This window comes from Microcoleus harperi Pol14_C6, from assembly GCF_036701295.1.
Classification (GTDB): Bacteria; Cyanobacteriota; Cyanobacteriia; order Cyanobacteriales; family Microcoleaceae; genus Microcoleus.
Genome location: NZ_JAUBQN010000005.1, coordinates 222,552 through 246,855 on the forward strand (window position 1 = coordinate 222,552; position 24,304 = coordinate 246,855).

Here is a 24,304-nt window from a genome sequence, read left to right on the forward strand (position 1 = left end):
CGGCCAAGATAAAAATAAAAATCTTTGGATTCATTATTTTTTATTTACGAATGCCAAATGCCTTCTAGTTTCTATTTTCGTAAGGTTTGCTGGTTCCTGTTTTAAACCACCAAAAACTAGCAGCAAAACTTTTGGGAAAGCGGCCCAAGCCCCCGCCCCGCTTTCCTCTCTTGTTAAGAGCGGTCTATAACGAGAGTCTTCAGCGGGTTATTACCATGAGTGAGCCAACTCCCTATCAACTGCTTGAAGTCGATGAAGATGCTTCCTTTGATGAAGTGCAAGAGGCCCGCACGCGCCTAGGTGAGCAGTACAGCGGTGACAAGAAACGTTTGGAATTGATCGAAGCAGCTTACGACGCGATCCTCATGGATCGCCTGCGGCAGCGACAGGAAGGTAAAATTAAAGTACCCGAACGCATTCGCTTTCCCGAACGGCTGACTCCGCCACCTCCAAGCTTTACTCCCTCTCCTCCTAGTGGCAGCCCAGCTTGGTTGCAGCGGCTAATCGATACTCCTAGTAAATCGGACATTTTGTGGCCGGCTGGGGTGTATGTGGGGTTAGGCGGACTGAGTATTTATCCGGCAGCTAATGATGGTTTACTACAGTTGACTCTCGCTCTTGGGGTCGGCTCTTGTCTTTATTTTGTTAATCGCAAGGAACAAAAATTTGGTCGGGCTGTGCTGCTGACTGTGGCTGGCTTGGTTATAGGCTTGTTGCTGGGAGGATTTTTGGGTTCTTTGGTCAGTCCGGCATTTATAACAACAGAGAAATTTATCGCTTTGTTTACGTTTTTAATTCTGTGGCTGGTCAGCGGTTTTCTGCGATAGTCAGCAGTCATTAGTCAGCAGTTATTAGTCAGCAGTTATTAGTCAGCCGCCAACCACTAATAACTGTGGAATCAAGACCTCCGACAAATAACCTCAGCTAACAATTAATAACTAATAACTAATGACTAATGACTAATGACTAATTTTTGCGACCTAAAATAATCTCGACTGCTTCGCTCAAATTGTTGGCAATTAAATCCGGTTGGTGCATTTCTAGTTGGGTACGATCGCGAATTCCGCACAAAACACCAATTACCTTGACACCGTGCGTTTTTGCTGCTATAATATCCGCCTCCGTATCGCCAACCATCCAAGTGTCAGAAGTCGGCGGCAGTTCGGCGAGAGCTTTTGCCATCAACAGCGGCTTATCTTTGACATCCCCGGTTTTAACGTAATCGTTGGGGAGGCAATAGCGGCGGTTTTCTGGGAAAAATTGCCCTAAATTGCAGCGGTTGAAGGCTTCATCTAGTTCCCTAACGCGGCGCATGGTCATCACGGCTAAGTCTACTCCAGCGCGCTGCACCTTTTCGAGGGTTTCCAGAGCGCCGGGCGCTGGTCGATCGTAAACCATGTAGGGTAGGGTGTGGACGGTTTGACGGCGTTTCTGAGCAAAATCGTGGGCTTGATCTGCATCTAATCCTGAGAGGATGCCAATTTCTGTTTCGGGAACCCGCGCGCGCTTCATGTCCCAAAACTCGGCTTTGGGGAGTTCGCGCACTGGTTGGTCCGAACGCTTAGTCTCGGCGAGACAATACTGGTAAACTCGGTAGTAGCGATCGGACACGTCCATGATCGGGCCGTCAAAGTCGGTAATAAGTCTCAGCATTTAGCAGAGTGTTTTTCAGCTTTTATACAAATTCTTCGATACTATATCACTTAAAGTAACGCTTTCTTTACAAAATTTGACACAAATACGCAGGGGAGGTAAGGTCTATAGGAATGGTGCTAATTAAAGGAAACATTTGAATTAAACTGTGCTACTTTTTAACTTTAGCGGTTCTCAGCCATATCGCGGAATTTAAAATTAAAATATGCCGCACAAATAGTGCAAACCGCTACGTATTGTTCATAAATCTCAACCTCAATAGAGGATGATTGTGACTGCGCTTTCTCAAAAAAAAGTTGGTAAAATTAATATTTTGCCTCATTTTTAAAATAAGCAAAAAACTGCTTGGAGAATCTAAAGTGTACTGTTTGCATAAATTAGCCAGCGGTACCAGATGGTGACATCTGCCAGTATAAAAATTTATATGAGAAATAGCAGCCAAAAAACAACTAACTTTACCTGCTAATTTTTGAGATTGATGCTCTACAATAACGAGATGCTTCCAATATTAACTGTAGAGAGCAGCCCAAGAAGTATTAATATTCTTCTTTATAAGCTGTTATCCTTACGCAGGATTGAATACCTCACAGTCGATCGAGAACTTAAGATTCAAGAAATATCTTTGAAAGTACAAGAGTTTGCCGACATTCATGAGGAAGTAGGCGAAGGAAAAGACGTGCGCGATAGTTTTCCCGAACTGATTGGAATTGAAGAAATCCTTGAAGGTATTATTGAACAACGAGAGCAAGACTTTCAGTTAAAATCAATTACCAGAGTTCTCAAAGACGGATCTTATTTGTATCTAGATTTGTACATCTTTGGTTATCATGGAGAAGCCAATGCTGACAGATTGATTATTTTATGCGAAGATGTGACCGATAGCATTGCAGCTCAGCAAAAAATAGTTCAGGCTGCCAACGAAAACAGTATTAAAGTCGATTACTTAGCTGCGGCTGGCGATTATATTGACAAAATTATTAATTCCCTAGGCGATGTTTTGTTAGTAACAGCAAAATCGGGAAAAATCAAAAAAGTGAATCAAGCTGCACAGCAATTATTTGGATATACTGAATCGGAATTAATCGGCCAATCCATATCCATGATTACGGCTGAGGAGGAATTGTTACGCAAAGTCAGCCAGCTACCTCCTGCACTTAAAAGCGAATATTGGCCTCAAGTAAAAGTAGCTTGCCAAACGAAAATAGGTTTAAAGCTGATTGTGGCGTTTTCATGCTCTACTTTCGAGACAAGCACAGGAAGCAAGTATGCAGATAGCGAGGTTATACAAAATTTTGTTTATATCGGCAAAGATATTACCAAGCAACAGCGCATAAAAAATTGTCAAGAAGCACAGTATGCTGTTACTCATATTCTGTCAGAATCCACTTCTCTAAATAGCGCAACTCCGAGAATTTTGCAAGCTATTTGCCAAAGTTTTGGCTGGGATATTGGCGAACTTTGGACGCCCGTAGAGGGGGAGAGAGAAACCAGATTTGGTGCGGAAATAAAACGCGAAAAACAGCCGCTTTTGTGCCTGCCACTTTGCTGTCCGATCGAGGAAACTCCTGGTTTGCGGCGGGTGGCTGTTTGGCAGGCGGCGGAGGAAGTTAGCGAGTTTGCCGAAAACCACCAGCAGATTACTTTTGCTCCGGGTGAGGGTTTGCCGGGAGCGGTTTCCAGAAGCGGTTCTGCGCAGTGGATTACTGATATTGTCGGCGATCGCAATTTCGTGCGATCGCGCTTGGCCCAGGAAGCGGGACTGCGATCGGGATTCGGTTTCCCCATTCACGCTAGGAGCCAAGTTGTAGGAGTAATGACTTTTTTTTGCCGGGAAGAACTGCCACCCGATCAAGATTTACTTCAGATCATAGCTGTGGTAAGTTCTCAATTAGGGGAATTTGTCAAGCGCAAATATGCGGAGCAAGAATTGCAAGAAGCTGAAGTTTCAATCCGATTTTTGTACGAACAAGAAAAACGCCAAAGTGAAGAATTAGCTCGGCAAAATTTAGCTTTAGAACAAGCCAAATTAGAATTACAAGCAGCTAACATGGAATTGCAGCGGCTCGCTTCTGTGGACGGATTGACTCAAATTCCCAACCGCCGCTGTTTTGACAAAAAATTAGAGTTAGAATGGCAGTGGATGGAGCGAGAACAAGAGTCGCTGTCTTTAATTTTGTGCGATATCGATTTTTTCAAACTTTACAACGATCATTACGGGCATCAAGGAGGCGACGAATGTTTAAAACAAGTGGCCCAGATTTTAGCTAGCAACGCTCAACGGGCGGGAGATTTAGCCGCCCGCTACGGCGGCGAAGAATTTGCGGTAATTTTGTCGCGAACTGATGTGCAAGGAGCAAAGCGGGTAGCTGAAGCAATTCGCAGCGATTTGAAAGCTGCTGCAATTTTTCATGCTGCTTCCCAGGTAAGTAAGTTTATAACTCTTAGTATGGGTATCGCTACTACTGTACCTGCTGCTGGTTTATCGATTGAGGAGTTAATTGGACAGGCCGATCGAGCTCTGTATCGAGCTAAACTAGAAGGGCGCGATCGTATAGTCTGCCTAGACTTGACAAGAGAATTTCAGGGCCCGAAAGGAGTAATTTCTGATGATTGTGAGAGAAGCTAAAATCGCTGACACACCTGCAATCGCACGGGTGAATCTAGATACTTGGCGGACAGCTTACCGAAAAATTGTACCAGCAGATTACCTCGCGCAACTGTCCTATGAAAAAGCAGAAAGCCGCTGGCAAGAAATCCTGGCCAACGTCAAAAATACTGGTGTATTTGTCTGCGTTGCTGAGAATGATTCGGGACAAGTTGTGGGTTTTGCGGCAGGTGGTGACGAGCGGACGGGCAAATATGTATATAAAGGAGAATTATTTGCCATCTATATTTTGGAGGAATATCAGCGTCAAGGAATTGGACGGCAACTCGTGAGAACAGTTGCAACAAAATTGGCAGAATTAAGTTTGAACTCTATGCTGGTTTGGGTACTAGGAGACAATTCAGCCTATAAATTTTATGAATTGTTAGGAGGTGAAAAAGTAGACGAACAGCAAACAAGTAGAGCCGGAGTTGAACTCAAAGAAATTGCCTACGGGTGGAAAGATATCGCAGTGCTGATTAACAAGTCTGTATGACTTAAAAACTGGAAGTTTTGTCAATCATCGATCAAACTTCCCCTCTTCATTTGTTCGCGTTCAATTGCCTCAAACAAAGCTCGAAAATTCCCCGCCCCAAAACCTCCAGCTTGCACCTGTTTGCCGTTCACTAAACTAACTCGGCGTTCAATAATCTCGAAAAAGAAAGTCGGTTCTGCAAAAATTGGGTGGGTAAAGATTTGCAGCAGCATCGCTGCGGGAGTATCTTCTTGCCAATCGGCTAAAACTTGACAAGCTGCAATTTCTTGCCAATCAGCAGGCAAATAGTTTTGCCGCTCCTGCAATTCGGAGTAGTATGTTGGAGGAACCGGCAGAAAAGGCAAACCGCACGATCGCAAATCGGCAACAACACCCACAATATTATTAGTTTGCAAAGCCATGTGCTGAATTCCCGGCCCCCGATTTGCGCTCAAAAACTCTTGAATTTGAGAATTAGCTGATGCCGGTTCATTAATCGGGAATTGCACCCCACCTTCAGCGTGTACCATAACTTGGCTCCGCAAAGCCGATTTCTCAGTCTGAATATCAAAATTTTGTTGCGGTTGAAAACCTAATATTTTTTGATACCAACTAACAGCACTTGATAAATCCCCAGATTCAACATTTAACACTACGTGGTCAATCCGGGTAAACAACTGCAGCTTATCCGAAGCCGATAGCAGTGAATGGGTGCCAATTCGCTCCACGAGCGTATGGCTTAAATCTCCCCAACCCGCGATTTTTGCTCGCTTAAAATACCCTCCGGCGTTTAGGTCTTCTTGAATCGGTTCCAGGATTTTAGCGCCTTCAGCAGTCGCTCTAGCTACCGCTAATTCAATATTTTTTACCCGAAAACCCACATCGGCAATCCCTGGAGGATGAAACTTCAACCAACTAGCAGCGGGACTAGCGGGTGTCAGGGGCGAAGATAAAACAAAACATACATTGCCACTGCTGACAACTTCAGTGTGAGTGTGGCTGTTGGCATAACCTGCTATTGATTGAAAGCCTAACTGGCTGACAAACCAGTCGCGGGATACTTTAGCGTTGTCAACGTAAAATTGAATGCGATCGAACTCCATAATCAATAATTGAAAATGGAAACTGAAAAATGGAAAATCTGCTGATTTTCAAGGCGAAATTGCCAGGGAGAGACTGAGTAATGGATATTTTTCATAATTTTTATTGTGCGCCCAATTAATAATAACCTAAAGATTGAATATCCTAGCTCCCTCTCAAGGTAGAAATAAGTCAGCACTTAAAAGAAACCCCGTGTCTGCGATAAATTAGGTTTGACCGCTGGGCTTTCACCAATAGGGCTAAGGCAAAAAATGGTTTGATATGCTATTTATAGGGGTAAGGTGCGCGAGGCCATGCACCATACATAATTAACTGCTGTACAAGTTCTCAAACCTAAAAATATCATAATTTTTCTTGCCTTCAGCTTCCGCTGCGTTCTGCCTTTAAATCACTCCTCAATACCTAAAAGAACAAATGACTTTCCGGCTGAATATTAATCTCCATGGGCACAGCTTGCGGGTCAGCCGAAAGAGCAAACATAATCGCATTGGCGGCAGTGTCGGTAGTCAGCATTTTTGACCTGTCTACCTTCAAACTCACATTATCCCAAAACGGAGAATCTACCCCGCCAAAATAGAATAGCGTAAACTTAATGCCGTAACGTCGCAGTTCATCTGCCATGCACTTGCTGAAACCAACTACCCCAAACTTTGAAGCGCAATAAGCCGTTCCCATCGCCATCGAATGCTTGCCCAAAATCCCGATGACATTGCAAATGTGGCCGGATTTGCGCTCTTTCATCACATTCGCCGCTGCTTGAGACGTGTAAAAACTGCCTTTCAAGTTCAAGTCAAGCATTGCATCTAAATCAGCGGGTTCTAACTTGTTCCACTGCTTGAGAATTCCGGCACCAGCGGCGTTTACGAGGGCATCAATTTGTCCGAAATGCCCCGCAGCTTTGTGCATCAGCGTCTCGACTTGGGGCAAATCGGTGATATCTGTGGGTACGCACAGTACCTCTGTTGCCGAAAGTTCGCTAGCTAAAGCGTCTAATTTACTGCTGTATCTGGCCGCGAGCACAAGCCTCGCACCCGCATCAGCGAGTTTGCGGGCCACCGCTGAACCGATGCCGCCAGTTGCACCCACCACAACCACAACTTTGTCCTGCATATCCCTTTACATTTCTTTACGTCTCGATTGTATGATAACTCAAGTTGCTAGTAATGGGGAGGTTGATATATTTTAATTTTTAATTAATGGAGGGAAACTTGCCAGCCTTTTTCGGCTTTTTTTAGCTGGAGAGAAGCGCAGGATTGCAAAAACTTAGTAAATTTTCTACCCAGATTAAAATCTTTAATTATTTGGGTAATTTGTTTGCCGTATTGTCGGTGAAATTCGCTACCTACATTGGAGAGAAATACAGAATTGTCAGGAGAGTTGTCTGTTAAGTCACCAACTATTTTGACAAGAGCTCTTTCCAAGTCTTCCAGAGAATTAATATCTGTCAAAGTCGCAGGTGCTGTCTGGTGGTTATTGAGAATTTCTTGGCTAAGTATTGGCGGTGGGGGAGATAATCTTACTTCAAAAAGAGTGACATAAGTTTGAGAAGTTTCTGATGGTTTGTGGAGGACAAAATCGGTGGGATATTTGAGAAAGATATCCCTGGTTTTAGTACCTAGCGAATGATTGGCAACAACTTGATTGAGGACTAAGCCGTAATTTTCCCTAAATAAAGCTGAAACAGTAGAAACTTTTATCCACTGAGTTGAGGTGCGTTTTTGCTCTTTTTTGATTAATTCTTTTAGTTGAATAACTAATTGTTCCAAAGGTGTAATTTCCGGTATGGTTACAAGCGAATGGGTTTCCATTTGTCCGGTTTTGCTGTTTAAAACTATGATTTTATCTATTTGTTTGCGGACTTGAAATACGGTTAGTCCGTGGGCTTGCAGTGTATTGCTGAGGTGAGTGAGGGCGCGATCGGACGAACAGACAAAAATCTCTTTGGCTGTGGGATAATGTACAAAAATCGAGGCGCCGACTGTAGCCATTTTTAAGTCGGCGCTGTCTTTGCCGGGGGGGACGTGAATTAGTTGATAGCCGCGCTGGTGAAATTCGGCATCTTTTTTGCCCATGCTGCGCCAGTTGGCAAAGGCAACTTTGATTTGGATTGGATAGTGGCAAATTCCCTCTAGGAATTTTTCGGTTTCGACGGTGAGTTGCAAGTTTTCGACATCTAGCAGCAAGATAGCAATGCCGATTGGAAGCGAATTTGTTTGATGGGTGGTGGGAGTGGGAGGCTTTGACGAAACTGAGTTTTGTGATTTAGGTGGTGCTGTTTGAGATTGGGCTAGCTGCTGAATTTTGGCACATAATTTGCTGAATTGAGGTGAATTAACGAATTCTGGAACCAGCAGAATTTGTAGGTATTTGTTCGCCGTCAGCAGCAGGGAATCTGTATCGCTGGCTACTGTGAAACTTTTTGTCAATTTTCCAATCAAAACTGACTGAAAATCAGGTTTGGCCCAGGGGGTTTTCCTGTATTTTTCAGTTATCCATTCGGGATGCTGTTGCTGAATGGTAATTAGGGTTTGAGCTATATAGCGACTGATGGCGCTGAATGCGAGAGATTCTTGAGTCGCCAGCAAGGGGGTTCGATCGGGCATGGCCCTCTACAATGCGGGATGCTGTTTCAATTTATCACAATTCTAGTTTGTCGCCGGGAGTCGGACGATCGCCCGCCAAATTAAACCGGCGGCAATTAATGCCAATCCTGTCAGCCAAATTTCCCTCTCCACCCAGAAAGCCAGAAACAGACAATTTCCCAAACCCGCCCAAGCCAACCACTGCGGATAAAGCCTTTCGGCGGGGGAAAGTTGCAGCGCGGCGAGGTTGGTGATAGCGTAATATATCAAAACGCTAAAAGCGCTAAATGACCAAGTGGTTTTGACATCGCCGACGAGGATTAAAAGTGCGATCGTAACTTCCACAACCACCACAGCCACGTAGGGAGTTGTCCCCGAAGGATTCACCCGCGCCAAGACTCTCGGCATATCCAAGCGCCGCCCCATCGCCAGCCAGATGCGCGAGAGCCCTAAAATTAAGTTCAGCAAGACTCCCAACATAGCGGTAATGGCGCCGACGGCTAGCAGTTGAGAAACTCCTGGAATTGGGAAACTCCGGGCGATGACTTCCAGGGGTGCAGTCGTACCGCCTATTTGTAAAGACAATTTATCGGCTCCCCCCACACCTGCGACAACTACTGCTACCCCCACGTAAAGCAGCATTGTCAGCACCAAAGTGAAAATTATGGCTTTGGGAATGGTTTCCCTCGGTTCCCGCACTTCCTCGCTCATTGTGGTGATGCGGGCGTAACCGCTATAAGCGACAAACATCAGGGCGGTAGCCTGGAAGATGGAGCCGATCGAGCTATCATTCTGTAGGGCGAGCATTTCCCACCTTACCTCTGGCAAACCGACAGCAACAAACACCGCTAAGGATAGAAGTGTAACGGAGACTATGGCAGTATTGGCAATATTCGATCGCCTAATTCCCGTCAATACAATTAAAGTGAGGGTGGCGAGGGATCCTAAAGCTGTTAGGATCAGGTAAGTGCGATCGGCTACACCAACTACATTTAAAAAATACCCCGCAAAACCTAAAGCAGCAGTAGCCGCAGAAGCCGTTTTCGCCAACAGAAACATCCAGCCGGCAGTGAAACCCAGCCAAGGATTTAGATATTTGTAGCCATATTCATAAGTACCGCCGCTAACAGGATGATTTGCCGCTAATTGAGCGCTGCTAAGGCCATTGCAAACAGCCACTAAAGCCGCCATACCTACAGCCAAAATCACTCCCGGCCCAGCAACTTCCGCAGCAATGCCGATACTCACAAATACTCCGGTACCGAGGATTGATCCCAGGCCCATGAGAGTTGCGCCGAAAACACCTAACTCTCGCTTAAGAAGCGGTGAAGACATAAATATAGCGGTTTTCTGTTCAGTGCCATACTGATATTAGGTTACATCTAGTAATATTTGCAATAATTCCGGCAGGGGCTTATACCCGGCTCAATGGTCAAGTGCCCAGCTAGGAGGACGGCAATACTTATTGAGAATGTTGCCCAATCTGAGTTAACAGTAAGTCAAATACTATTACTATTTCAGAGTTTTCCTAAGAGAACTTTAACTGCGAGACAGGAAATTAAGCCCCTGTCGGAATATAGCGACTGAGAGAAAGCAAAGAACCCTAGTATTAACCGAAACGGCCTTGAATGTAATCTCTCGTACTCGAATTGCCCGCAGAAGTAAAAATCTTACTTGTCGGCCCAAATTCCACCAGCCGGCCGATGCGACTTTCATCAGTATTAAAAAATGCAGTGTAATCAGAAACGCGAGCTGCCTGCTGCATATTGTGCGTCACAATCACAACAGTTAACTGCTGGCGTAGAGTCTGAAATAACTCCTCAATCTTCATCGTTGAAATCGGATCTAGAGCCGAACAAGGTTCATCCATTAGCAAAATTTTTGGCTTCACAGCCAAAGCGCGAGCAATACAAAGCCGCTGCTGTTGTCCCCCCGAAATTCCCTGAGCCGATTTCTTCAAATCGTCTTTGACTTCATTCCAAAGGGCCGCACTTTTGAGTGCAGATTCCACAATTTCATCTAATTCTGCTTTGCTTTTGCGACCAAAAATTCTCACCCCGTAAGCAATATTATCGTAGATGCTCAGCGGAAAAGGATTTGGTCTTTGAAACACCATCCCAATTTGGCGGCGCAAACTATTAATGTTTACTTTCGGGCTGTAAATATCCTGTCCAAAAAACTCTACTCTTCCTTTAATTTGAACCTTTCCCTCCAATTCACCAATCCGGTTGAGAGCTTTGAGAAAAGTGGATTTCCCGCAACCTGAAGGGCCAATAATCGCCGTAATTTGCGGGTGAGGGATATTCATCGATAAATTTTCTAAGACTTTGTGAGTTCCGTAATAAAAACTCAAGTCCTGAACCCGCAGTGCTGGCATTGCATTGGGGTCTATTTCCGGGGTGGCATCGTCTAGGAATTGAGCTGTATAGTTTTCGGATTTCAAGTTAGCTTTAGGTTTCATTATTGGCCTGGTTAGATTGTTAATATTTGACTGAGAGATGCACTTTAGTTATTGATTTATCGGTTTTGCAAGCGTTCCCGAGTTACTGTACGGGATGCGACGCTAGCAATCAAAACCATGCCCAAAAGGACAGAGGCAGCAGTCCACGCCAATTCGTTCTGCTCCTTGTAAGGAGAGCTGGCGTAGCTATATATTAATACCGACATAGAAGGAGTCGGAGTCAGCAGTGTTTCGGGAATTTCTTTGAGTTTTGAAATGGTTTCTGCACCTATAGGGGACTGCATTATCTCGCCCAATTTATCAACTAAAGGAGGCCAAAATTGACTCGACAAAGCCGTTACAATCAGCGGTGCGGTTTCGCCGGCGGCCCGGGATGCAGCGAGTAAAACACCTGTGGTAATGGTTGGAAGTGCTGAGGGAATAATCACCCGAAATATCGTTTGAAAGCGTCCGCCTCCCAAACCAGCAGAAGCGAGGCGGTAAGAAGTAGGCACTAATTTTAATGCTTGTTCTGTTGTCAGAGCAACAACTGGAAGCATGATGATGCCGAGGGCAAAACCGCCTGCTAATGCTGAAAATGCTTTGGTGGTAACGACAATTAGGGCGTAGGAAAAGACGCCAACTACGATCGAGGGAACGCTGCTGAGAATGACCGTGATAAAGCGAATGCTATTAGCCAGCGCTTTGTTGTCTCTACCAAACTCAGACAAAAATATTCCCGTCATTACGCCTATGGGAACGCTGACTAAAGTAGCAATTCCTACCATTAAAATTGTGCCAATAATCGCATTGGCAAAGCCGTTGGGCTGGTCTTCAACTCCGACGGGTGCTGGTAGGGACACTAGCACTTCCCAGCTCAAATGTGTGAGTCCTTCCCCCAGGATTTTGTATAAAATAGCAAACAAAGGGAGCAGGGCCAGAGCTGTCAGAGCGAAAGCGATAACTGTCATTCCCAGGCTGAAAATAGTTCGGCTTAGCGACAGGGGGTTGTTGATTTCTGAATCCAGGATACTGTCTAATTTTTGGGCTTGAGTCATGGGATTTTAGATTTGAAATTTTAGATTGAACCAGCGGATAAATCCGGCGGCGCCGCTTGTGACAAAATTGGTTTCGATGATGTTAAGTTTTAGCTCCCTTGGTCCCAATTAGCTGAACTAACAATACTGCGATCGCATTTACCAGCAGAGTGATGACAAATAGAATTAGGGCTAAATACATCAAAGCGCCGGTGTGCAGCGGTTCGAGAGCTTCCCGAAATTGACTTGCCAAAACAGCAGGAATTGAGTAGCTGGGGGATAGCAGGGATTTGTTAATTTGAATCGAGTTGCCAATCACCATTGTGACGGCCATTGTTTCGCCTAAAGCGCGTCCCAAGGCCAAGATTGTAGCGCCTATAATTCCTGAACTAGCTGCTGGTAGTAACAGCTTAAATATTGTTTCCCAGCGGGTCGCACCGAGGGACATCGAAGCACTTCGCAAATCGACTGGAACTGACATCAATACATCGCGGCTGATGGCGGCTACGGTGGGCAGAATCATAATCGATAAAAGGATTCCAGCGGGCAGCATTCCGGGGCCTAAAGGTTCGCTGCTGAACAGGAGAAACCAACTGAAATTATCGAACAATGACTGCTGCAAAGGCAACAAAAAAGGAATCAAAACAAAGATTCCCCAAAGGCCCACTATTACGCTGGGAATAGCCGATATTAATTCAACCATGAATCCCAAGGGCGATCGCACCCAAGCGGGTAAGAAGTTCTCGCTCGTAACTATAGCTACTGACAGCCCTAAAGGAAGTGCGATGATTATGCCGATCGCAGAACTAATTACAGTACCGTAAATAAACGGCAAAGCCCCAAACTGCAACTCGCCGATATCCCACTTAGGATTCCACAAGAAGGAGAGTCCAAAATGGCTAATAGCTGGCCAAGCATCTTTAAAAATTATCGCACTCATCCAAAACAGCGTACCCGCTGTCGCTAGGGCAAAACCCCATACAAATATTGTAAATCCTGACTCCATCCATAAACCTTCACCAGTAGTATCTGTTAAATCTACTTCTGCGTTTATTTCTGCCGGTTGCCGAGTCTGTTTTTTCAGTTTTTTTGAAAGATTGGTCATACCGGAATTATTATTGCGTAAAAAGTGAAATTTTTGCTGAAGAAACAAGTAATTCTAATGGGTGCGCACCTGGTTGGTAGGGTGCGCACAGCGCACCTTACACAGTAAATCTAGCGCACATTAACCTGATAATTTATGAGTTTTGAGTCCTACATTTAACTCATCAACTCATAACCCCGTGCGATCGCCCAAATTAACCTCTGGCAACCACACTCTGATTAACAGTTTGAACCACCTTTTGAGCTGTAGCTGAAGGAATTGTAGTATACTCTAGCTGTTTGTTGATACCTTGACCTGTAGTCATCACCCAATTAACCATCTTTTTAATAGCATCTGCTTTCGCTGCAGGATACTGTTTGTAGATTAACAGCCAAGTCAAACCAACAATCGGATAACCGTCGTTAGGATTTCCTTCTACTAAGCGGAAGTCTGCGGGGAATGTTTCCCCTGCTAAAGCTTTCTCTGCTTCAGCCAAACTAGGATCTACAAACCTACCAGCTTTATTTTGAAGAAATGCTGTTTGGAGATTGTTTTGCCGAGCATAAGTATCTTGAACGTAGCCGATCGCACCCGCTGTATTCTTCACCAAAGCAGCTACGCCGGGGTTTCCTTGACCGCTGACAGGGCTTCCTGGCCAACTCGGCTGAGCGGCTGCTTTGACGCTGCTGCCGATCGCCTGTAAGTGGTTAGCAAAAATAAAGGTAGTACCGCTGCTGTCTGCCCGCACAGCTACTCGAATTGGAGTATTGGGCAAATTTTTAGCTTGTCCAGAAATTCCGGCTATTTTAGCATCATTCCAGCGGGTAATTTTGCCTTCAAAGATGCCTTTCATTGCATCGTTATTTAGCCTCAGATTCGTCACTCCGGGCAAATTGTAAACAACTGCAACAGCGCCGCCAGCAGTCGGAACCGCCATGACGCCGCGCTTTACTTCGGCTATTTGCGCCGCCGTCATCAGCGCGTCGCTGCCTGCGAAATCAACAGTGCCTGAAATTAATGCTTTGATGCCAGCACCGCTGCCGGTTCCTTCGTAATTTACAGTAATTTGATTTGCACTTCTCATCTGAGAGAAGTAGCGATCGTAAAGAGGTTTGGGGAAAGTGGCTCCCGAACCGTTTAGTGTGACAGCAGCTACAGCAGAACTAATCAAAGTCAGCGAGAATGCTGCTACTGCTAGTGCCACTATAAAACCACGTCGCCAACGTGCAGTGAAAAAATTCATACTCCTCCTCTCCCTTAATAGCAGGCTTTGCAAATCTACGACCTAGGATAGACTGAAACCCGCCAATAAAGGGATAGCTTAGAATAAGCTTGTTTTACATTTTGGTTAATAGTAGATTAAATAATAATAGAATAAGCTTTGTTTAAATTATGGTTAAGAGTATTGCCAATAAAAATTAGCTAATGTCAATTTTTGATGAATCAGAGAAATACCAAATCATAGAGTAAGGATAACAAGAGAAATTTATTTAGCGATCGGGCGATCCCCCCCACCCCGCACTCCATCCCCCGATCGCCGCATAATAGTAGGGACACTTAACATTTCTTTAACAACAATGGCAAGAGACTTGCGGGGATTCCTAAAACTGCTCGAAGAACGGGGACAACTGCGCCGGATTAGCGCTTTAGTCGATTCCGACCTAGAAATTGCCGAAATTTCCAACCAAATGCTGCAAAAAGGCGGCCCTGGATTGCTGTTTGAAAACGTCAAAGGCGCAGATTTCCCCGTCGCCATTAACCTGTTGGGTACGGAACAGCGCGTTTGCTGGGCGATGAACATGGAAAAGCCGATCGAACTAGAAGAGCTCGGCAAAAAACTGGGAATGCTGCAACAGCCGAAACCCCCGAAAAAGATTTCCCAAGCCATAGAATTCGGCAAAGTGCTGTTTGACGTAGTGAAAGCCAAACCCGGCCGCGACTTTTTCCCAGCTTGCCAGCAAGTGGTAATTGAGGGAGAAGGGCTGGATTTGAACAAAATCCCGATGATTCGCCCCTATCCGGGAGATGCGGGCAAAATTATCACCTTGGGTTTGGTCATTACCAAAGATTGCGAAACCGGTACGCCGAATGTGGGCGTTTATAGGTTGCAGTTGCAGTCAAAAAATACTATGACTGTACACTGGTTATCGGTGCGGGGCGGGGCGCGACACTTGCGGAAAGCGGCGCAGGCTGGTAAAAAATTGGAAATTGCGATCGCCCTTGGAGTCGATCCCCTGATTATTCTCGCCGCAGCAACCCCAATTCCTGTAGATTTATCGGAATGGTTATTTGCCGGACTTTACGGCGGTTCCGGCGTGCAATTGGCGAAGTGCAAAACCGTAGATTTGGAAGTACCGGCGGACTCGGAAATCGTGTTAGAAGGAACGATTACCCCCGGTGAAGTTCTGCCCGACGGGCCCTTCGGGGATCACATGGGTTATTACGGCGGCGTTGAAGATTCGCCGCTGATTCGCTTCGGGTGCATGACGCACCGCAAAGACCCGATTTATCTGACCACATTTAGCGGGCGGCCGCCGAAAGAAGAAGCCATGATGGCGATCGCGCTTAACCGTATTTATACCCCTATTTTGCGGCAGCAAGTATCGGAAATTGTCGATTTCTTTTTACCGATGGAAGCGCTGAGTTATAAAGCCGCAATTATCTCGATTGATAAAGCATATCCCGGTCAAGCGCGCAGGGCTGCTTTAGCATTTTGGAGCGCGTTGCCGCAGTTTACTTACACTAAGTTTGTGATTGTTGTCGATAAAAGTATCAACATTCGCGACCCGCGTCAAGTAGTTTGGGCAATTAGTTCTAAAGTTGACCCGGTTCGAGACGTATTTATTTTGCCGAATACGCCTTTTGATACGTTAGATTTTGCCAGTGAAAAGATTGGTTTGGGAGGCAGAATGGGGATTGATGCTACTACGAAGATGCCGCCGGAAACCGATCACGAATGGGGGCAAGTTTTGGAGTCAGATCCGGATGTGGTGGCGATGGTAGAAAGGCGTTGGGCTGAGTATGGTTTGGCTGATTTGAATTTGGGAGAAGTCGATCCGAATTTGTTTGGTTATGAGATGAGGTAGGGAAGGAATCGTAAAGATGCAGAGGAGAAGGGGAGAGAGAACTTCTCCCTTTTTTTTTCTGGAGTTTGATAAACTGGATTTACGCATTTTAAGGTAATTCTCTCATTCTGAGCGAAGCGAAGAATCTGGGTCGATGCTTCGTTGACAGCACTAAAGCCAAAAATTAAAGAGGAGGAGGCATGAGTAAATTAATATGCACGTGATCACCCGCAAACGGCTGAATGAGTTTGCTAAACTTCATCCAGATACAACAAATGCCTTGGTTCAGTGGTACAAACTCGTCAAACAAAATGAATTTGCGACCTTCGTTGAACTCCGTGAACTATTTCCATCTGCAGATCGAGTCGGGAAATTGACAGTATTCAATATAGGAGGGAATAAAGTTCGACTCATTGCTGCTATTCATTACAATCGGAAGAGAGTCTACATTCGGGCGGTATTAACTCACTCAGAATACGATGAAGAGAGGTGGAAAGAATGATGCAAAGTCTTAATCTGGATCAAACAATTGCTGCTTGGTCATCCATTGCTAAAACTGTTTTTGTCCCTCACACCGAACAGGAATACGAGCGTTTAATCGAACTATTAGATAGCCTTATAGATCAAGTGGGCGAGGATGAAAGTCATCCCCTGGCTTCGATGATGGACGTTATTGGTGTTTTAATCGAAAACTATGAAGCTGAACATATTCCTGAATTAGAAGAGGTTGGATAATTAACTATTCCGCTTTGACCCACAAAGCCATGAAGTTTATATTTTCGCAGGCGACGAATTGCAAATCATTGTCTTCCTGTCTGAAAACTGGAGTTTTGTAGATGAAGCCATGCGCCAAAAATTTGAGTGAGAAATTGGAAACAATCGCTCTAGAAGCAACAGTTACTCTGTCTCCCGAAGTTGCTGAAGCAGTGCTTGCGTTGCTGGATGCTGGGAAAGTTGCGAGTCTTGACCCGTTGATATCGCCTGCTGGAGACAATCAATGAAATTGCTCCAAACTTTTTGGGTGTTGGGATGATTCTCTCCCAATCGGTTAACCAAGATTTTTAATGCTCTCAGGTAAAGCGGTTCCGCTTCCGGGTAGCAACCCATTGCATAATACAGCCCTGCCAGATTGCTCAAACTACCTGCCGTATCGGGATGGTCGGTTCCTAGCTGCTGCTCTCTGATCGAGAGCGATCGCACTAACAATGGTTCTGCTTCCGGGTAGCGTCCCATTGCACCGTACAGCCCTGCCAGATTGTTCAAACTACTTGCCGTATGGGGATGGTCGGCTCCGAGCTGTTGCTCCCATATCGAGAGCGATCGCACTAACAATGGTTCTGCCTCCGGGTAGCGTCCCATTTCACCGTACAGTAATGCCAGATTGTTCAAACTATTTGCCGTATCAGGATGGTCGGCTCCGAGCTGTTGCTCGCGGATCGAGAGCGATCGCACAAACAAGGGTTCCGCCTCCAGGTAGCGTTCCATTGCACGGTATAGCTCTGCCAGATTGTTCAAAATCAATGCTGTATTGGGATGGTCGGCTCCGAGCTGTTGTTCGTAAATAGAGAGCGATCGCACATAAAAGGGTTCTGCCTCCGGGTAGCGTCCCATTGCATAGTATAGATTTGCCAGATTGTTCAAACTCGTTGCCGTATTGGGATGATCGGCTCCGAGTTGTTGCTCACGGATCGAGAGCGCTCGCACGAGCAAGGGCTCCGCCTCCGGGTAGCGACCCATTGCACGGTATAGCTCTGCCAGATTGTTCAAACCCAATGCCGTATGGGGATGATCGGCTCCGAGCTGCTGCTCCGAGATCGAGAGCGATCGCACTAACAATGGTTCTGCCTCCGGATAGCGTCCCATTTCACCGTACAGTAATGCCAGATTGTTCAAACTACTTGCCGTATCGGGATGATCTGCTCCGAGCTGTTGCTCACGGATAGAAAGTGATCGTACATACAGGGGTTCTGCTTCCGGGTAGCGTCCCATTGCACGGTACAGCTCTGCCAGATTGTTCAAACTCGTTGCTGTATTGGGATGGTAGGCTCCGCAGCGTTCCTCCGCCATCTGCAGGCAAGCTTGATACCATTTCTCCGCCTCTGCCCACAAACTCTGCCCCTGGGCAACCCGCGCTAAGACCGTGAAAGACCCCATAGCATCAGTGCTATCTTCCAGCAAATGCGACCATTGCTCCGCCCCCACCTCCAAATGGGGCAGCGCCTCCTTCACCGATTGCTGCACCTCCAGCGTCACAGTCTGCGGAATCGTCTTTGCCACCACTGTCAACGCCATAGCAAAACTTCTCCGCAAATCCTCAGCATCGGCGCGTTCCTGCAATTTGGCTGCAAAAAACTCCCGAATCAAAGCATGAAGTTGATACTGCTTTTGCTCCACGCGCCCCAGCAAACTCAACTCCACTAAACGCCGCCGGCTCTGGCTCAAAACCCGATCGTCCAGTAGCAAACACCACTGCTGGGGTGCTTGCACCTTTCCCCACACCACCAACAATTTCTTCAGCCAGTTTTGCTTTGGGGCTTCTACTCTACAAACTACGACCACTGACTCGACCAACTGCCAAGGCATGGGAGCCAAAGCAAAGACACTCAGCAATACCGCCAACTGCTGTTCGGCAGCATTTAACTGCACCCAACTTAACTCAAAAGCCGCCGCTACAGGAGTCAGCACCTCATCCTGCAACAGCTTTTGCTGCAACTGTGCCAATAACTCTGCTACGGATACATCTGGCTCTACCTTCAGAAAGGTTGCCACCAGTTCAATCCCCAACGGCAAATACTCCAACCAAGCACACAATTTCTCAGCAACAATCTGTTCCTGAACAATGCGAGTCTCTGCCTGACTAACTTCATACAGTAACTTGAAAGCATCCAAGGGTCTGAGCTTCTTTAAATCCAATCGCTGCAAGGTTTTTTCTTCCAGTCGCTGTCGCGCAGTCAGCAACACCTTAAAGCGGGGATTTCTCGGCAGCAACCGCTGCACCGCGCGGTAATCGTTGACATCATCCAATACCAGCAGAGCATTGCCAGAGGTTTGTTTTGCCCACTCTTCGTAGCAAAACTGCAACCGTTCCTCCAGATTGTCGAGAGTATCCGGTGGCACAATTCCCATTCGCAGCGCTTTCTGCAACACCTGCGGCGCTAAATCGATTTCCCGCACAAACAGCCACCAAATCCCCGCTGGATAGGTGTTGTGTTCGCGGTGAAATGTTGCATACTGCCATGCCAATTCTGTCTTGCCGATGCCGCCCATTCCCGACGCAGCGGCAAGGGCAACGCGGCTTCCATCCTGCAACAATCCGTGCAATTGCTGCATCTCTTCATCCCGCCCGACAAAGTTTTTTGAACCGAGTTCGGAGGGAATATCGTATAGTTGGTAAAAACTTGTGAAACCTGGATTGGGTGTTTTTCGCTCCAGGTCTAGGACTTTTTTGCTAATACCTTAGCCCATTTCCGAAACGTTGGGAAATGCCGTTGGAAAAAATCCTCTGCATTGAACTCTTTTTCAAGGGAAAGTCCAACAAACGGTGGCCAGGCTGAGAACGTGGTTATAATTTTCGTGGCCGCTGTCGGTGCTGGTTGGTTCAGCTTGTCCCGAATCTGCTGCAACATCTGAACCATTTCATCAGGATACTCCTGCTGCACTTCAATCTGCCCAACTTCGTTGACAATCTCGGCAACAATAATCTCAGCTTCCTGTTCGGAAATTTCCCCTATTGTGGTTTGCTGAGCGAGAACCTGCCAATACTCCTTCTCGTACTCCCGGATTTTCGGCTTAATTTCTTCTTGCAACCACTGCTCTGTTTGGATGTTTTCTATTCCTGTTGTCATGATAGCTTTGTTCTCCAAAGCATCTTGCTGATCTCGCAGCAATTTCAGTTTTTTTTCAATTTGAGACAGACGATCGATCGGCATTGATTTAACTCCGGCAGACTGAACAACTCCTGACTCTAGTCTACAACCGGAAAATTCCAATATACGCATTAATGCGATCGCGATTTACGCACTCCGACAAAGAAACCGGGTTTTTACCGAATTTGCGGGCTGTAACGAAGTTTTATCGTAAAAACCCGGTTTCTGACCACCCGTTTGGAGTTTGATAAACTTAAAGTAATGAATCAAGATACACCATGACATCCCAACTTCAACAAGCCATCAATCTGGCTCAGTCACTTTCATTCGCAGAGCAGCTTGAACTCCTAAAAACACTATCCACGATCGTTCAACAAACTCATTGTCTAGAAAACCCAATCACGCCCGAAGCAGACACAGACTTCTCAGGAGAAAGCTTTCGCACATCCTGGCGACAAGCTGTAACCGGACAAACTCTACCCCTTTCTGAACTTTGGGAGGGCATCGACGTTGACTGACACGCCTTTGGTCGAAATTCGCTTGACCCCTGAGTTTCAGCGCAAACTGAGAACCCTAGCAAAGAAATATCGCCAAATCCAAGCCGATCTTCATCCTATCTTTGAACAGTTGCAATTTGGAGCCTTTCTTGGAGATCAAATCTCTGGTATTGGCTCTACGGTTATGAAAGTGCGACTAAAGAATAGCAATATTCAAAAAGGTAAAAGTGGCGGTTATCGCCTGATTTACTGGATTTCATCGCCGGAGTTGATTGTTTTATTAGACATTTACTCAAAGTCTGACCAGCAAGATATTGAATTAGGGGAGATTCGCCAAATTATTAAAGAATTCAGCACGCAATCTGAAGAAACAGATGTTTAAAGTGATTCAGGACACGGCGCCGTGCCGTTTCCCTACCATTAATCGGGCGATGGTTACATTTCTAATCGAAGGCTCATGATTATTTTGGGGAAAAGAAACGGCATTGCCGTGTCCTCTTTTGCTAGCAACCTAATTAAACCCATTTCCCGCTGACAAATCAGTTTATTGTTCCAAAACCTCAACCAAATCTTCGATCATCAAATCGAAGACAGCAGCAAGTTTCTGCAAAGCCGTGTAGTCCACTGTTGCCAGTTTAGGAGCTTGGGCGTATTTTTTAACCGTGCTGTAAGGAATTCCCGTTCTGTCCGAGACTTCTTTGAGCGTCCAACCCTTCTCCTCAGCGAGTTCTCGAACTCGCAATCGAATTAATCCCATTTATGCTTGACAGCAGCTATGCTCATATCTTTTAATAAAGATAGTTAACAGCGATCGCCCTCCGACCTGAGAAATCTAGAGCGATCGCCTTTCATTCACCACCCACAAAAGTGGGAAGGATTTTCCTATGATACCAAAACAACCGACATATCGCGATCGACTTCAACCTTGGCATCTAATTCGCCACCTCCCCAACTGTCAGCGGTTAACAGTCGCCCGTTTCGCCCGCCGCCCCGATGCCGAGTCTTACTTGAACGCGCTGCGCCGCTTAATGCCCGCAGTCCCGCATACAATTGTTTTCGTAAATGCGGTGTCTGCGTTAAATGAAAATAGCGTTCCAATTGAAACACAATTGTCTATCGAAGTTTAACCGTTAACAAGTGCGATCGCCCTTCCACAAATAGGAATTATTCTATTTGACAGGAAATGCGATCGACCCTAATTTTCGCAAAACAACATTGCTAAACTGTAAATAGACTTAAGTCAAGGAGTCACATCAATGCCATCTCCCTTTCCCGGTATGGACCCGTATTTAGAGCATCCCGAACTCTGGCCTGCCCTACATCACTTGTTAATTAGTGAAATTTTTAGATTTTTGTCTCCCCAACTGCGTCCTAAGTATTTAGTCTCGTTGGAAGTGAGAATCTATGAAACCTCTGACGACAATTTATCAATTGGCATTCCTGATGTAAACGTAATTCAGCCAAAAACTACAACCGAATTAATCACATCAAACGTAGCCGTTGCAGCGCTACCAACACAACCGTTAACAGTAAATATTCCCATGCCCTACCAGGTTCGGGAAGGCTATTTAGAAATTAGAGAAAGAGGAAACCAAGAATTAATCACCCTGATTGAAATCCTCTCGCCTAGCAATAAGCGCACAGGAAAAGGACGACAAATGTACGAAGAAAAGCGAGAAGAAATTTTATCCAGTCGCACTCATTTAATTGAAATAGATTTATTGCGGCGCGGTCAAAAAATGCCAGTTATTGGCAATGACATTGAAAGCCACTATAGCGTTTTGGTGTGTCGGGGAAATCGCCGTCCCAGAGCAGATTTGTATGCTTTTAACGTGCAGAACCCGATGCCTGCCTTTCCTTTGCCACTGCGATCGGGCGATACCGAACCTATAATCAATATGCAGGAATTATTCACTCAAATTTACGACATAGCAAGTTACGACCTGAAGATAGATTATCGCAACTGGGAAGTCATACCACCGCTGTCAGAAGCCGATACGATTTGGGCAGATGCTTGGTTGCGCGATCGAGGATTGCGAGATTAATTTGGCGTGCAGCCAAAATCTGGTTAAATACCCTATTTATTTCTTAGTCGGCGTCGGCAGAGTTCGTTTGACTTGCAAAGCGATTTCCCTCGCAGAATGACTTAATTCAAGCATTGCTTGAGGGCTAAACATCTTGACTTTGCATCAACCGCTGCTTCAAACGCGCCGGATCTCCCCGATCGACAACTTCGCCCTTTTCCAACAAAAAAGCCCCATCACAATAATTCAACTCATCCAAACGGTGAGTCACCCACAAAGCCGTAATCCCGCGATTTTTCACCAACCGCTGCACCGCCGCCACCAAATCCAACTGCGAATCAGGATCTAACAAAGCCGTCGGTTCGTCCAACAGCAGAATTTCGCAGTGACGGGCGATCGCCCCAGCAAGAGCAATTCGCTGCTTCTGGCCCCCACTCAAAGCATAAATCGGCCGCCGCTGCAAATCCAGCAAATTCACAGCCTCCAAAGCCTCCGCCACCCTCGCCCGCACCTGAAGGTTAGAAAGCTTTTCCTCCACCAAACCAAAAGCCACATCCGCACCCACCGTCGGCATCACCAATTGGTGATCCGGATTTTGGAACACAAAACCCACCCGCCCACTCAGGTCAATTTCCCCCGACTGGGGGTGCAGCAGCCCAGCCATCAGCCTCAACAGCGTAGACTTGCCGCTGCCGTTAGTGCCCAAAAGCATCCAAAACTCGCCCTTCGGTACATCCAGAGAGCAACCTTGCAACACTCGATCGCCCGACGGCCAGCAAAAACCCAAATCCCGCACAGCAACGGCTGACTGGCTCATATCGGCACCAACACCCCCAGCCCTCATTCTGCTGTCATCGAGACAAAACCAGGGGATCTGCCTGTAGATGACGCCCCCGATTTCTGAGAAACCACCACCCCAGAAATCTCGCTGCTGAGTACAGCCACCTTTTTCTCAGGGTTTTTCTCGCAGGTGAGTTCCAAAATTTGCGGTTGGGAGTTGCGAATCGCCGCCAGTACCTGCTGGTAAACAGTCTCAGCGTCCTCCTCCAACTTCCGCTGCACCGACAGCGAGACGGGCGTATTTTTCACAATGATGTCAATGCTGAACATATAGTCTTAAAAACCTAAGTTTGGAGCTCTATCCTCAGTATATATATAGGACTTACCCACGGAAACCCAGTTTCTTAGAAAAATAAGAGGTTGAGGCCGATATATCTACCAAGCCACCGGGCTTCTGACGCAAAGCGCAGAGACTCCTATATAGTAGAAGTTCCCAAATGCAGGGCAAAGACTTCGGGGACTTCAAGGGCTTCGGGGACTTCGCACAAGTCAAAAGTCAAAAGTCGGAAGTTTTTTAATAAAAACTTGCTCTTGTAAAGAATTACCTCTATAATCGTCAATACGGTAAAGAAAAGTAAACTCTGTTCATAATCCAACTTGTTTTCTGCTAAGCAGAGGCAACGGTGGAAGACTCATGACTAGAGACAGATCCGTTGTAATTATATCCATTTGGAGATTTGCGTAAATGACAATCGCAGTCGGACGCGCCCAGACCGAAAGAGGCATATTTGATGTCCTCGACGACTGGCTCAAACGCGATCGCTTCGTCTTCGTAGGCTGGTCTGGCATCCTGCTATTCCCCTGCGCCTACCTAGCCATCGGTGGCTGGTTAACAGGCACCACCTTCGTCACATCCTGGTACACCCACGGTTTGGCAAGCTCCTACCTCGAAGGAGCCAACTTCCTCACCGTAGCAGTTTCCACCCCAGCCAACAGCCTCGGACACTCCCTGCTGTTCCTGTGGGGCCCAGAAGCACAGTGGGACTTCACCCGCTG

At 46.3% G+C, this 24,304-nt stretch carries 25 protein-coding genes and 2 pseudogenes; 12 read left to right on the forward strand and 15 right to left on the reverse strand.

Translation table 11 applies throughout. The annotated features are described in order from the left end of the window. Positions 1 to 215: 215 nt before the first annotated feature. Complete coding sequence (locus QUA27_RS06500; protein WP_333067066.1) at positions 216 to 827, forward strand: CPP1-like family protein; 612 nt, start codon at positions 216 to 218, stop codon at positions 825 to 827. Positions 828 to 966: 139 nt separating this feature from the next. Here the strand turns inward: QUA27_RS06500 and QUA27_RS06505 are convergent, their stop codons facing one another. Further along, positions 967 to 1,653 (reverse strand): HAD family hydrolase, encoded by a 687-nt coding sequence (locus QUA27_RS06505; protein WP_333067067.1) that lies wholly within the window; start codon positions 1,651 to 1,653, stop codon positions 967 to 969. Between the two features lie 496 nt (positions 1,654 to 2,149). Here QUA27_RS06505 and QUA27_RS06510 point away from each other — a divergent pair, with 496 nt between their 5' ends. Both QUA27_RS06510 and QUA27_RS06515 read left to right on the forward strand, forming a co-directional pair. Continuing rightward, the gene (locus QUA27_RS06510; RefSeq protein ID WP_333067068.1) at positions 2,150 to 4,279 is read left to right on the forward strand and encodes a diguanylate cyclase domain-containing protein; all 2,130 of its coding nucleotides are present in this window, start codon (positions 2,150 to 2,152) and stop codon (positions 4,277 to 4,279) included. Further along, positions 4,260 to 4,793, forward strand: a complete 534-nt coding sequence (locus QUA27_RS06515) for a GNAT family N-acetyltransferase (RefSeq protein WP_333067069.1) — start codon at positions 4,260 to 4,262, stop codon at positions 4,791 to 4,793. The genes QUA27_RS06510 and QUA27_RS06515 overlap by 20 nt, the downstream gene beginning before the upstream one ends. A 20-nt stretch (positions 4,794 to 4,813) precedes the next feature. Here the strand turns inward: QUA27_RS06515 and hppD are convergent, their stop codons facing one another. From hppD to pstS, 8 genes are all read right to left on the reverse strand, one after another. Then, the gene (gene hppD, locus QUA27_RS06520) at positions 4,814 to 5,875 is read right to left on the reverse strand and encodes a 4-hydroxyphenylpyruvate dioxygenase (RefSeq protein ID WP_333067070.1); all 1,062 of its coding nucleotides are present in this window, start codon (positions 5,873 to 5,875) and stop codon (positions 4,814 to 4,816) included. Between the two features lie 400 nt (positions 5,876 to 6,275). Next, positions 6,276 to 6,983, reverse strand: a complete 708-nt coding sequence (locus tag QUA27_RS06525) for an SDR family oxidoreductase (RefSeq protein ID WP_333067071.1) — start codon at positions 6,981 to 6,983, stop codon at positions 6,276 to 6,278. A gap of 83 nt (positions 6,984 to 7,066) precedes the next feature. Further along, positions 7,067 to 8,476 carry a PIN domain-containing protein gene (locus tag QUA27_RS06530; protein WP_333067072.1) on the reverse strand — a complete coding sequence of 470 codons (1,410 nt, stop codon included), beginning with the start codon at positions 8,474 to 8,476 and terminating at the stop codon, positions 7,067 to 7,069. A 42-nt stretch (positions 8,477 to 8,518) separates the two neighbouring features. After that, on the reverse strand, positions 8,519 to 9,790 hold the full coding sequence (locus QUA27_RS06535; protein ID WP_333067073.1) for an APC family permease: 1,272 nt from the start codon (positions 9,788 to 9,790) through the stop codon (positions 8,519 to 8,521). A 274-nt stretch (positions 9,791 to 10,064) separates the two neighbouring features. Further along, entirely contained in the window at positions 10,065 to 10,916 is an 852-nt protein-coding gene (pstB, locus tag QUA27_RS06540) for a phosphate ABC transporter ATP-binding protein PstB (protein ID WP_333067074.1), read from the reverse strand. Between the two features lie 56 nt (positions 10,917 to 10,972). Continuing rightward, the gene (gene pstA / locus QUA27_RS06545; RefSeq protein WP_333067075.1) at positions 10,973 to 11,953 is read right to left on the reverse strand and encodes a phosphate ABC transporter permease PstA; all 981 of its coding nucleotides are present in this window, start codon (positions 11,951 to 11,953) and stop codon (positions 10,973 to 10,975) included. An 82-nt stretch (positions 11,954 to 12,035) separates the two neighbouring features. Next, a complete protein-coding gene (gene pstC, locus QUA27_RS06550; RefSeq protein WP_333067076.1) occupies positions 12,036 to 13,037 on the reverse strand; it encodes a phosphate ABC transporter permease subunit PstC in 1,002 nt (333 codons plus the stop codon). A 193-nt stretch (positions 13,038 to 13,230) separates the two neighbouring features. Then, positions 13,231 to 14,259 carry a phosphate ABC transporter substrate-binding protein PstS gene (pstS, locus tag QUA27_RS06555; protein WP_333067077.1) on the reverse strand — a complete coding sequence of 343 codons (1,029 nt, stop codon included), beginning with the start codon at positions 14,257 to 14,259 and terminating at the stop codon, positions 13,231 to 13,233. A gap of 334 nt (positions 14,260 to 14,593) precedes the next feature. Here pstS and QUA27_RS06560 point away from each other — a divergent pair, with 334 nt between their 5' ends. The 4 genes and pseudogenes from QUA27_RS06560 to QUA27_RS27310 all read left to right on the forward strand — a co-directional run. Continuing rightward, positions 14,594 to 16,102 carry a UbiD family decarboxylase gene (locus tag QUA27_RS06560; protein WP_333067078.1) on the forward strand — a complete coding sequence of 503 codons (1,509 nt, stop codon included), beginning with the start codon at positions 14,594 to 14,596 and terminating at the stop codon, positions 16,100 to 16,102. Positions 16,103 to 16,295: 193 nt separating this feature from the next. Then, positions 16,296 to 16,583 carry a type II toxin-antitoxin system HigB family toxin gene (locus QUA27_RS06565; protein WP_333067079.1) on the forward strand — a complete coding sequence of 96 codons (288 nt, stop codon included), beginning with the start codon at positions 16,296 to 16,298 and terminating at the stop codon, positions 16,581 to 16,583. Continuing rightward, positions 16,580 to 16,816, forward strand: coding sequence for a hypothetical protein (locus tag QUA27_RS06570; protein ID WP_333067080.1), 237 nt, complete (start codon positions 16,580 to 16,582; stop codon positions 16,814 to 16,816). Before QUA27_RS06565 ends, QUA27_RS06570 begins: the two co-directional genes overlap by 4 nt. A 16-nt stretch (positions 16,817 to 16,832) precedes the next feature. After that, a pseudogene (locus tag QUA27_RS27310) lies at positions 16,833 to 16,946 on the forward strand (hypothetical protein); the annotation flags it as partial. A 32-nt stretch (positions 16,947 to 16,978) separates the two neighbouring features. On the opposite strand, the gene QUA27_RS06575 reads toward QUA27_RS27310, so the two are convergent. Together QUA27_RS06575 and QUA27_RS06580 are read right to left on the reverse strand one after the other, a co-directional pair. Then, on the reverse strand, positions 16,979 to 19,411 hold the full coding sequence (locus tag QUA27_RS06575) for a tetratricopeptide repeat protein (protein ID WP_333067081.1): 2,433 nt from the start codon (positions 19,409 to 19,411) through the stop codon (positions 16,979 to 16,981). Positions 19,412 to 19,515: 104 nt separating this feature from the next. Beyond that, the gene (locus QUA27_RS06580) at positions 19,516 to 20,010 is read right to left on the reverse strand and encodes a hypothetical protein (RefSeq protein ID WP_333067082.1); all 495 of its coding nucleotides are present in this window, start codon (positions 20,008 to 20,010) and stop codon (positions 19,516 to 19,518) included. A gap of 215 nt (positions 20,011 to 20,225) precedes the next feature. On the opposite strand from QUA27_RS06580, the gene QUA27_RS06585 reads away from it, so the two are divergent. Next, positions 20,226 to 20,465, forward strand: a complete 240-nt coding sequence (locus tag QUA27_RS06585; RefSeq protein ID WP_333067083.1) for a hypothetical protein — start codon at positions 20,226 to 20,228, stop codon at positions 20,463 to 20,465. Between the two features lie 7 nt (positions 20,466 to 20,472). Then, positions 20,473 to 20,826: a type II toxin-antitoxin system RelE/ParE family toxin gene (locus tag QUA27_RS06590; RefSeq protein ID WP_333067084.1), complete on the forward strand. Its 354-nt coding sequence runs from the start codon at positions 20,473 to 20,475 to the stop codon at positions 20,824 to 20,826. 162 nt (positions 20,827 to 20,988) lie between these two features. Here the strand turns inward: QUA27_RS06590 and QUA27_RS06595 are convergent, their stop codons facing one another. Continuing rightward, positions 20,989 to 21,201, reverse strand: a complete 213-nt coding sequence (locus QUA27_RS06595) for a helix-turn-helix domain-containing protein (RefSeq protein WP_333067085.1) — start codon at positions 21,199 to 21,201, stop codon at positions 20,989 to 20,991. A 127-nt stretch (positions 21,202 to 21,328) separates the two neighbouring features. Here QUA27_RS06595 and QUA27_RS06600 point away from each other — a divergent pair, with 127 nt between their 5' ends. Together QUA27_RS06600 and QUA27_RS06605 are read left to right on the forward strand one after the other, a co-directional pair. Further along, complete coding sequence (locus QUA27_RS06600; protein ID WP_333067086.1) at positions 21,329 to 21,571, forward strand: hypothetical protein; 243 nt, start codon at positions 21,329 to 21,331, stop codon at positions 21,569 to 21,571. A 129-nt stretch (positions 21,572 to 21,700) separates the two neighbouring features. Further along, a complete protein-coding gene (locus QUA27_RS06605) occupies positions 21,701 to 22,489 on the forward strand; it encodes a DUF4058 family protein (protein ID WP_333067087.1) in 789 nt (262 codons plus the stop codon). A gap of 124 nt (positions 22,490 to 22,613) precedes the next feature. Here the strand turns inward: QUA27_RS06605 and QUA27_RS06610 are convergent, their stop codons facing one another. From QUA27_RS06610 to QUA27_RS06620, 3 genes are all read right to left on the reverse strand, one after another. Beyond that, complete coding sequence (locus QUA27_RS06610; protein ID WP_445251476.1) at positions 22,614 to 23,312, reverse strand: energy-coupling factor ABC transporter ATP-binding protein; 699 nt, start codon at positions 23,310 to 23,312, stop codon at positions 22,614 to 22,616. Beyond that, the gene (locus tag QUA27_RS06615) at positions 23,309 to 23,578 is read right to left on the reverse strand and encodes a UPF0367 protein family (RefSeq protein WP_190663726.1); all 270 of its coding nucleotides are present in this window, start codon (positions 23,576 to 23,578) and stop codon (positions 23,309 to 23,311) included. The genes QUA27_RS06610 and QUA27_RS06615 overlap by 4 nt, the downstream gene beginning before the upstream one ends. 146 nt (positions 23,579 to 23,724) lie before the next feature. Further along, the gene (locus QUA27_RS06620; protein WP_333040787.1) at positions 23,725 to 23,904 is read right to left on the reverse strand and encodes a hypothetical protein; all 180 of its coding nucleotides are present in this window, start codon (positions 23,902 to 23,904) and stop codon (positions 23,725 to 23,727) included. 89 nt (positions 23,905 to 23,993) lie between these two features. Here QUA27_RS06620 and QUA27_RS06625 point away from each other — a divergent pair. Beyond that, a pseudogene (locus QUA27_RS06625) lies at positions 23,994 to 24,304 on the forward strand (photosystem II D2 protein (photosystem q(a) protein)); the annotation flags it as partial.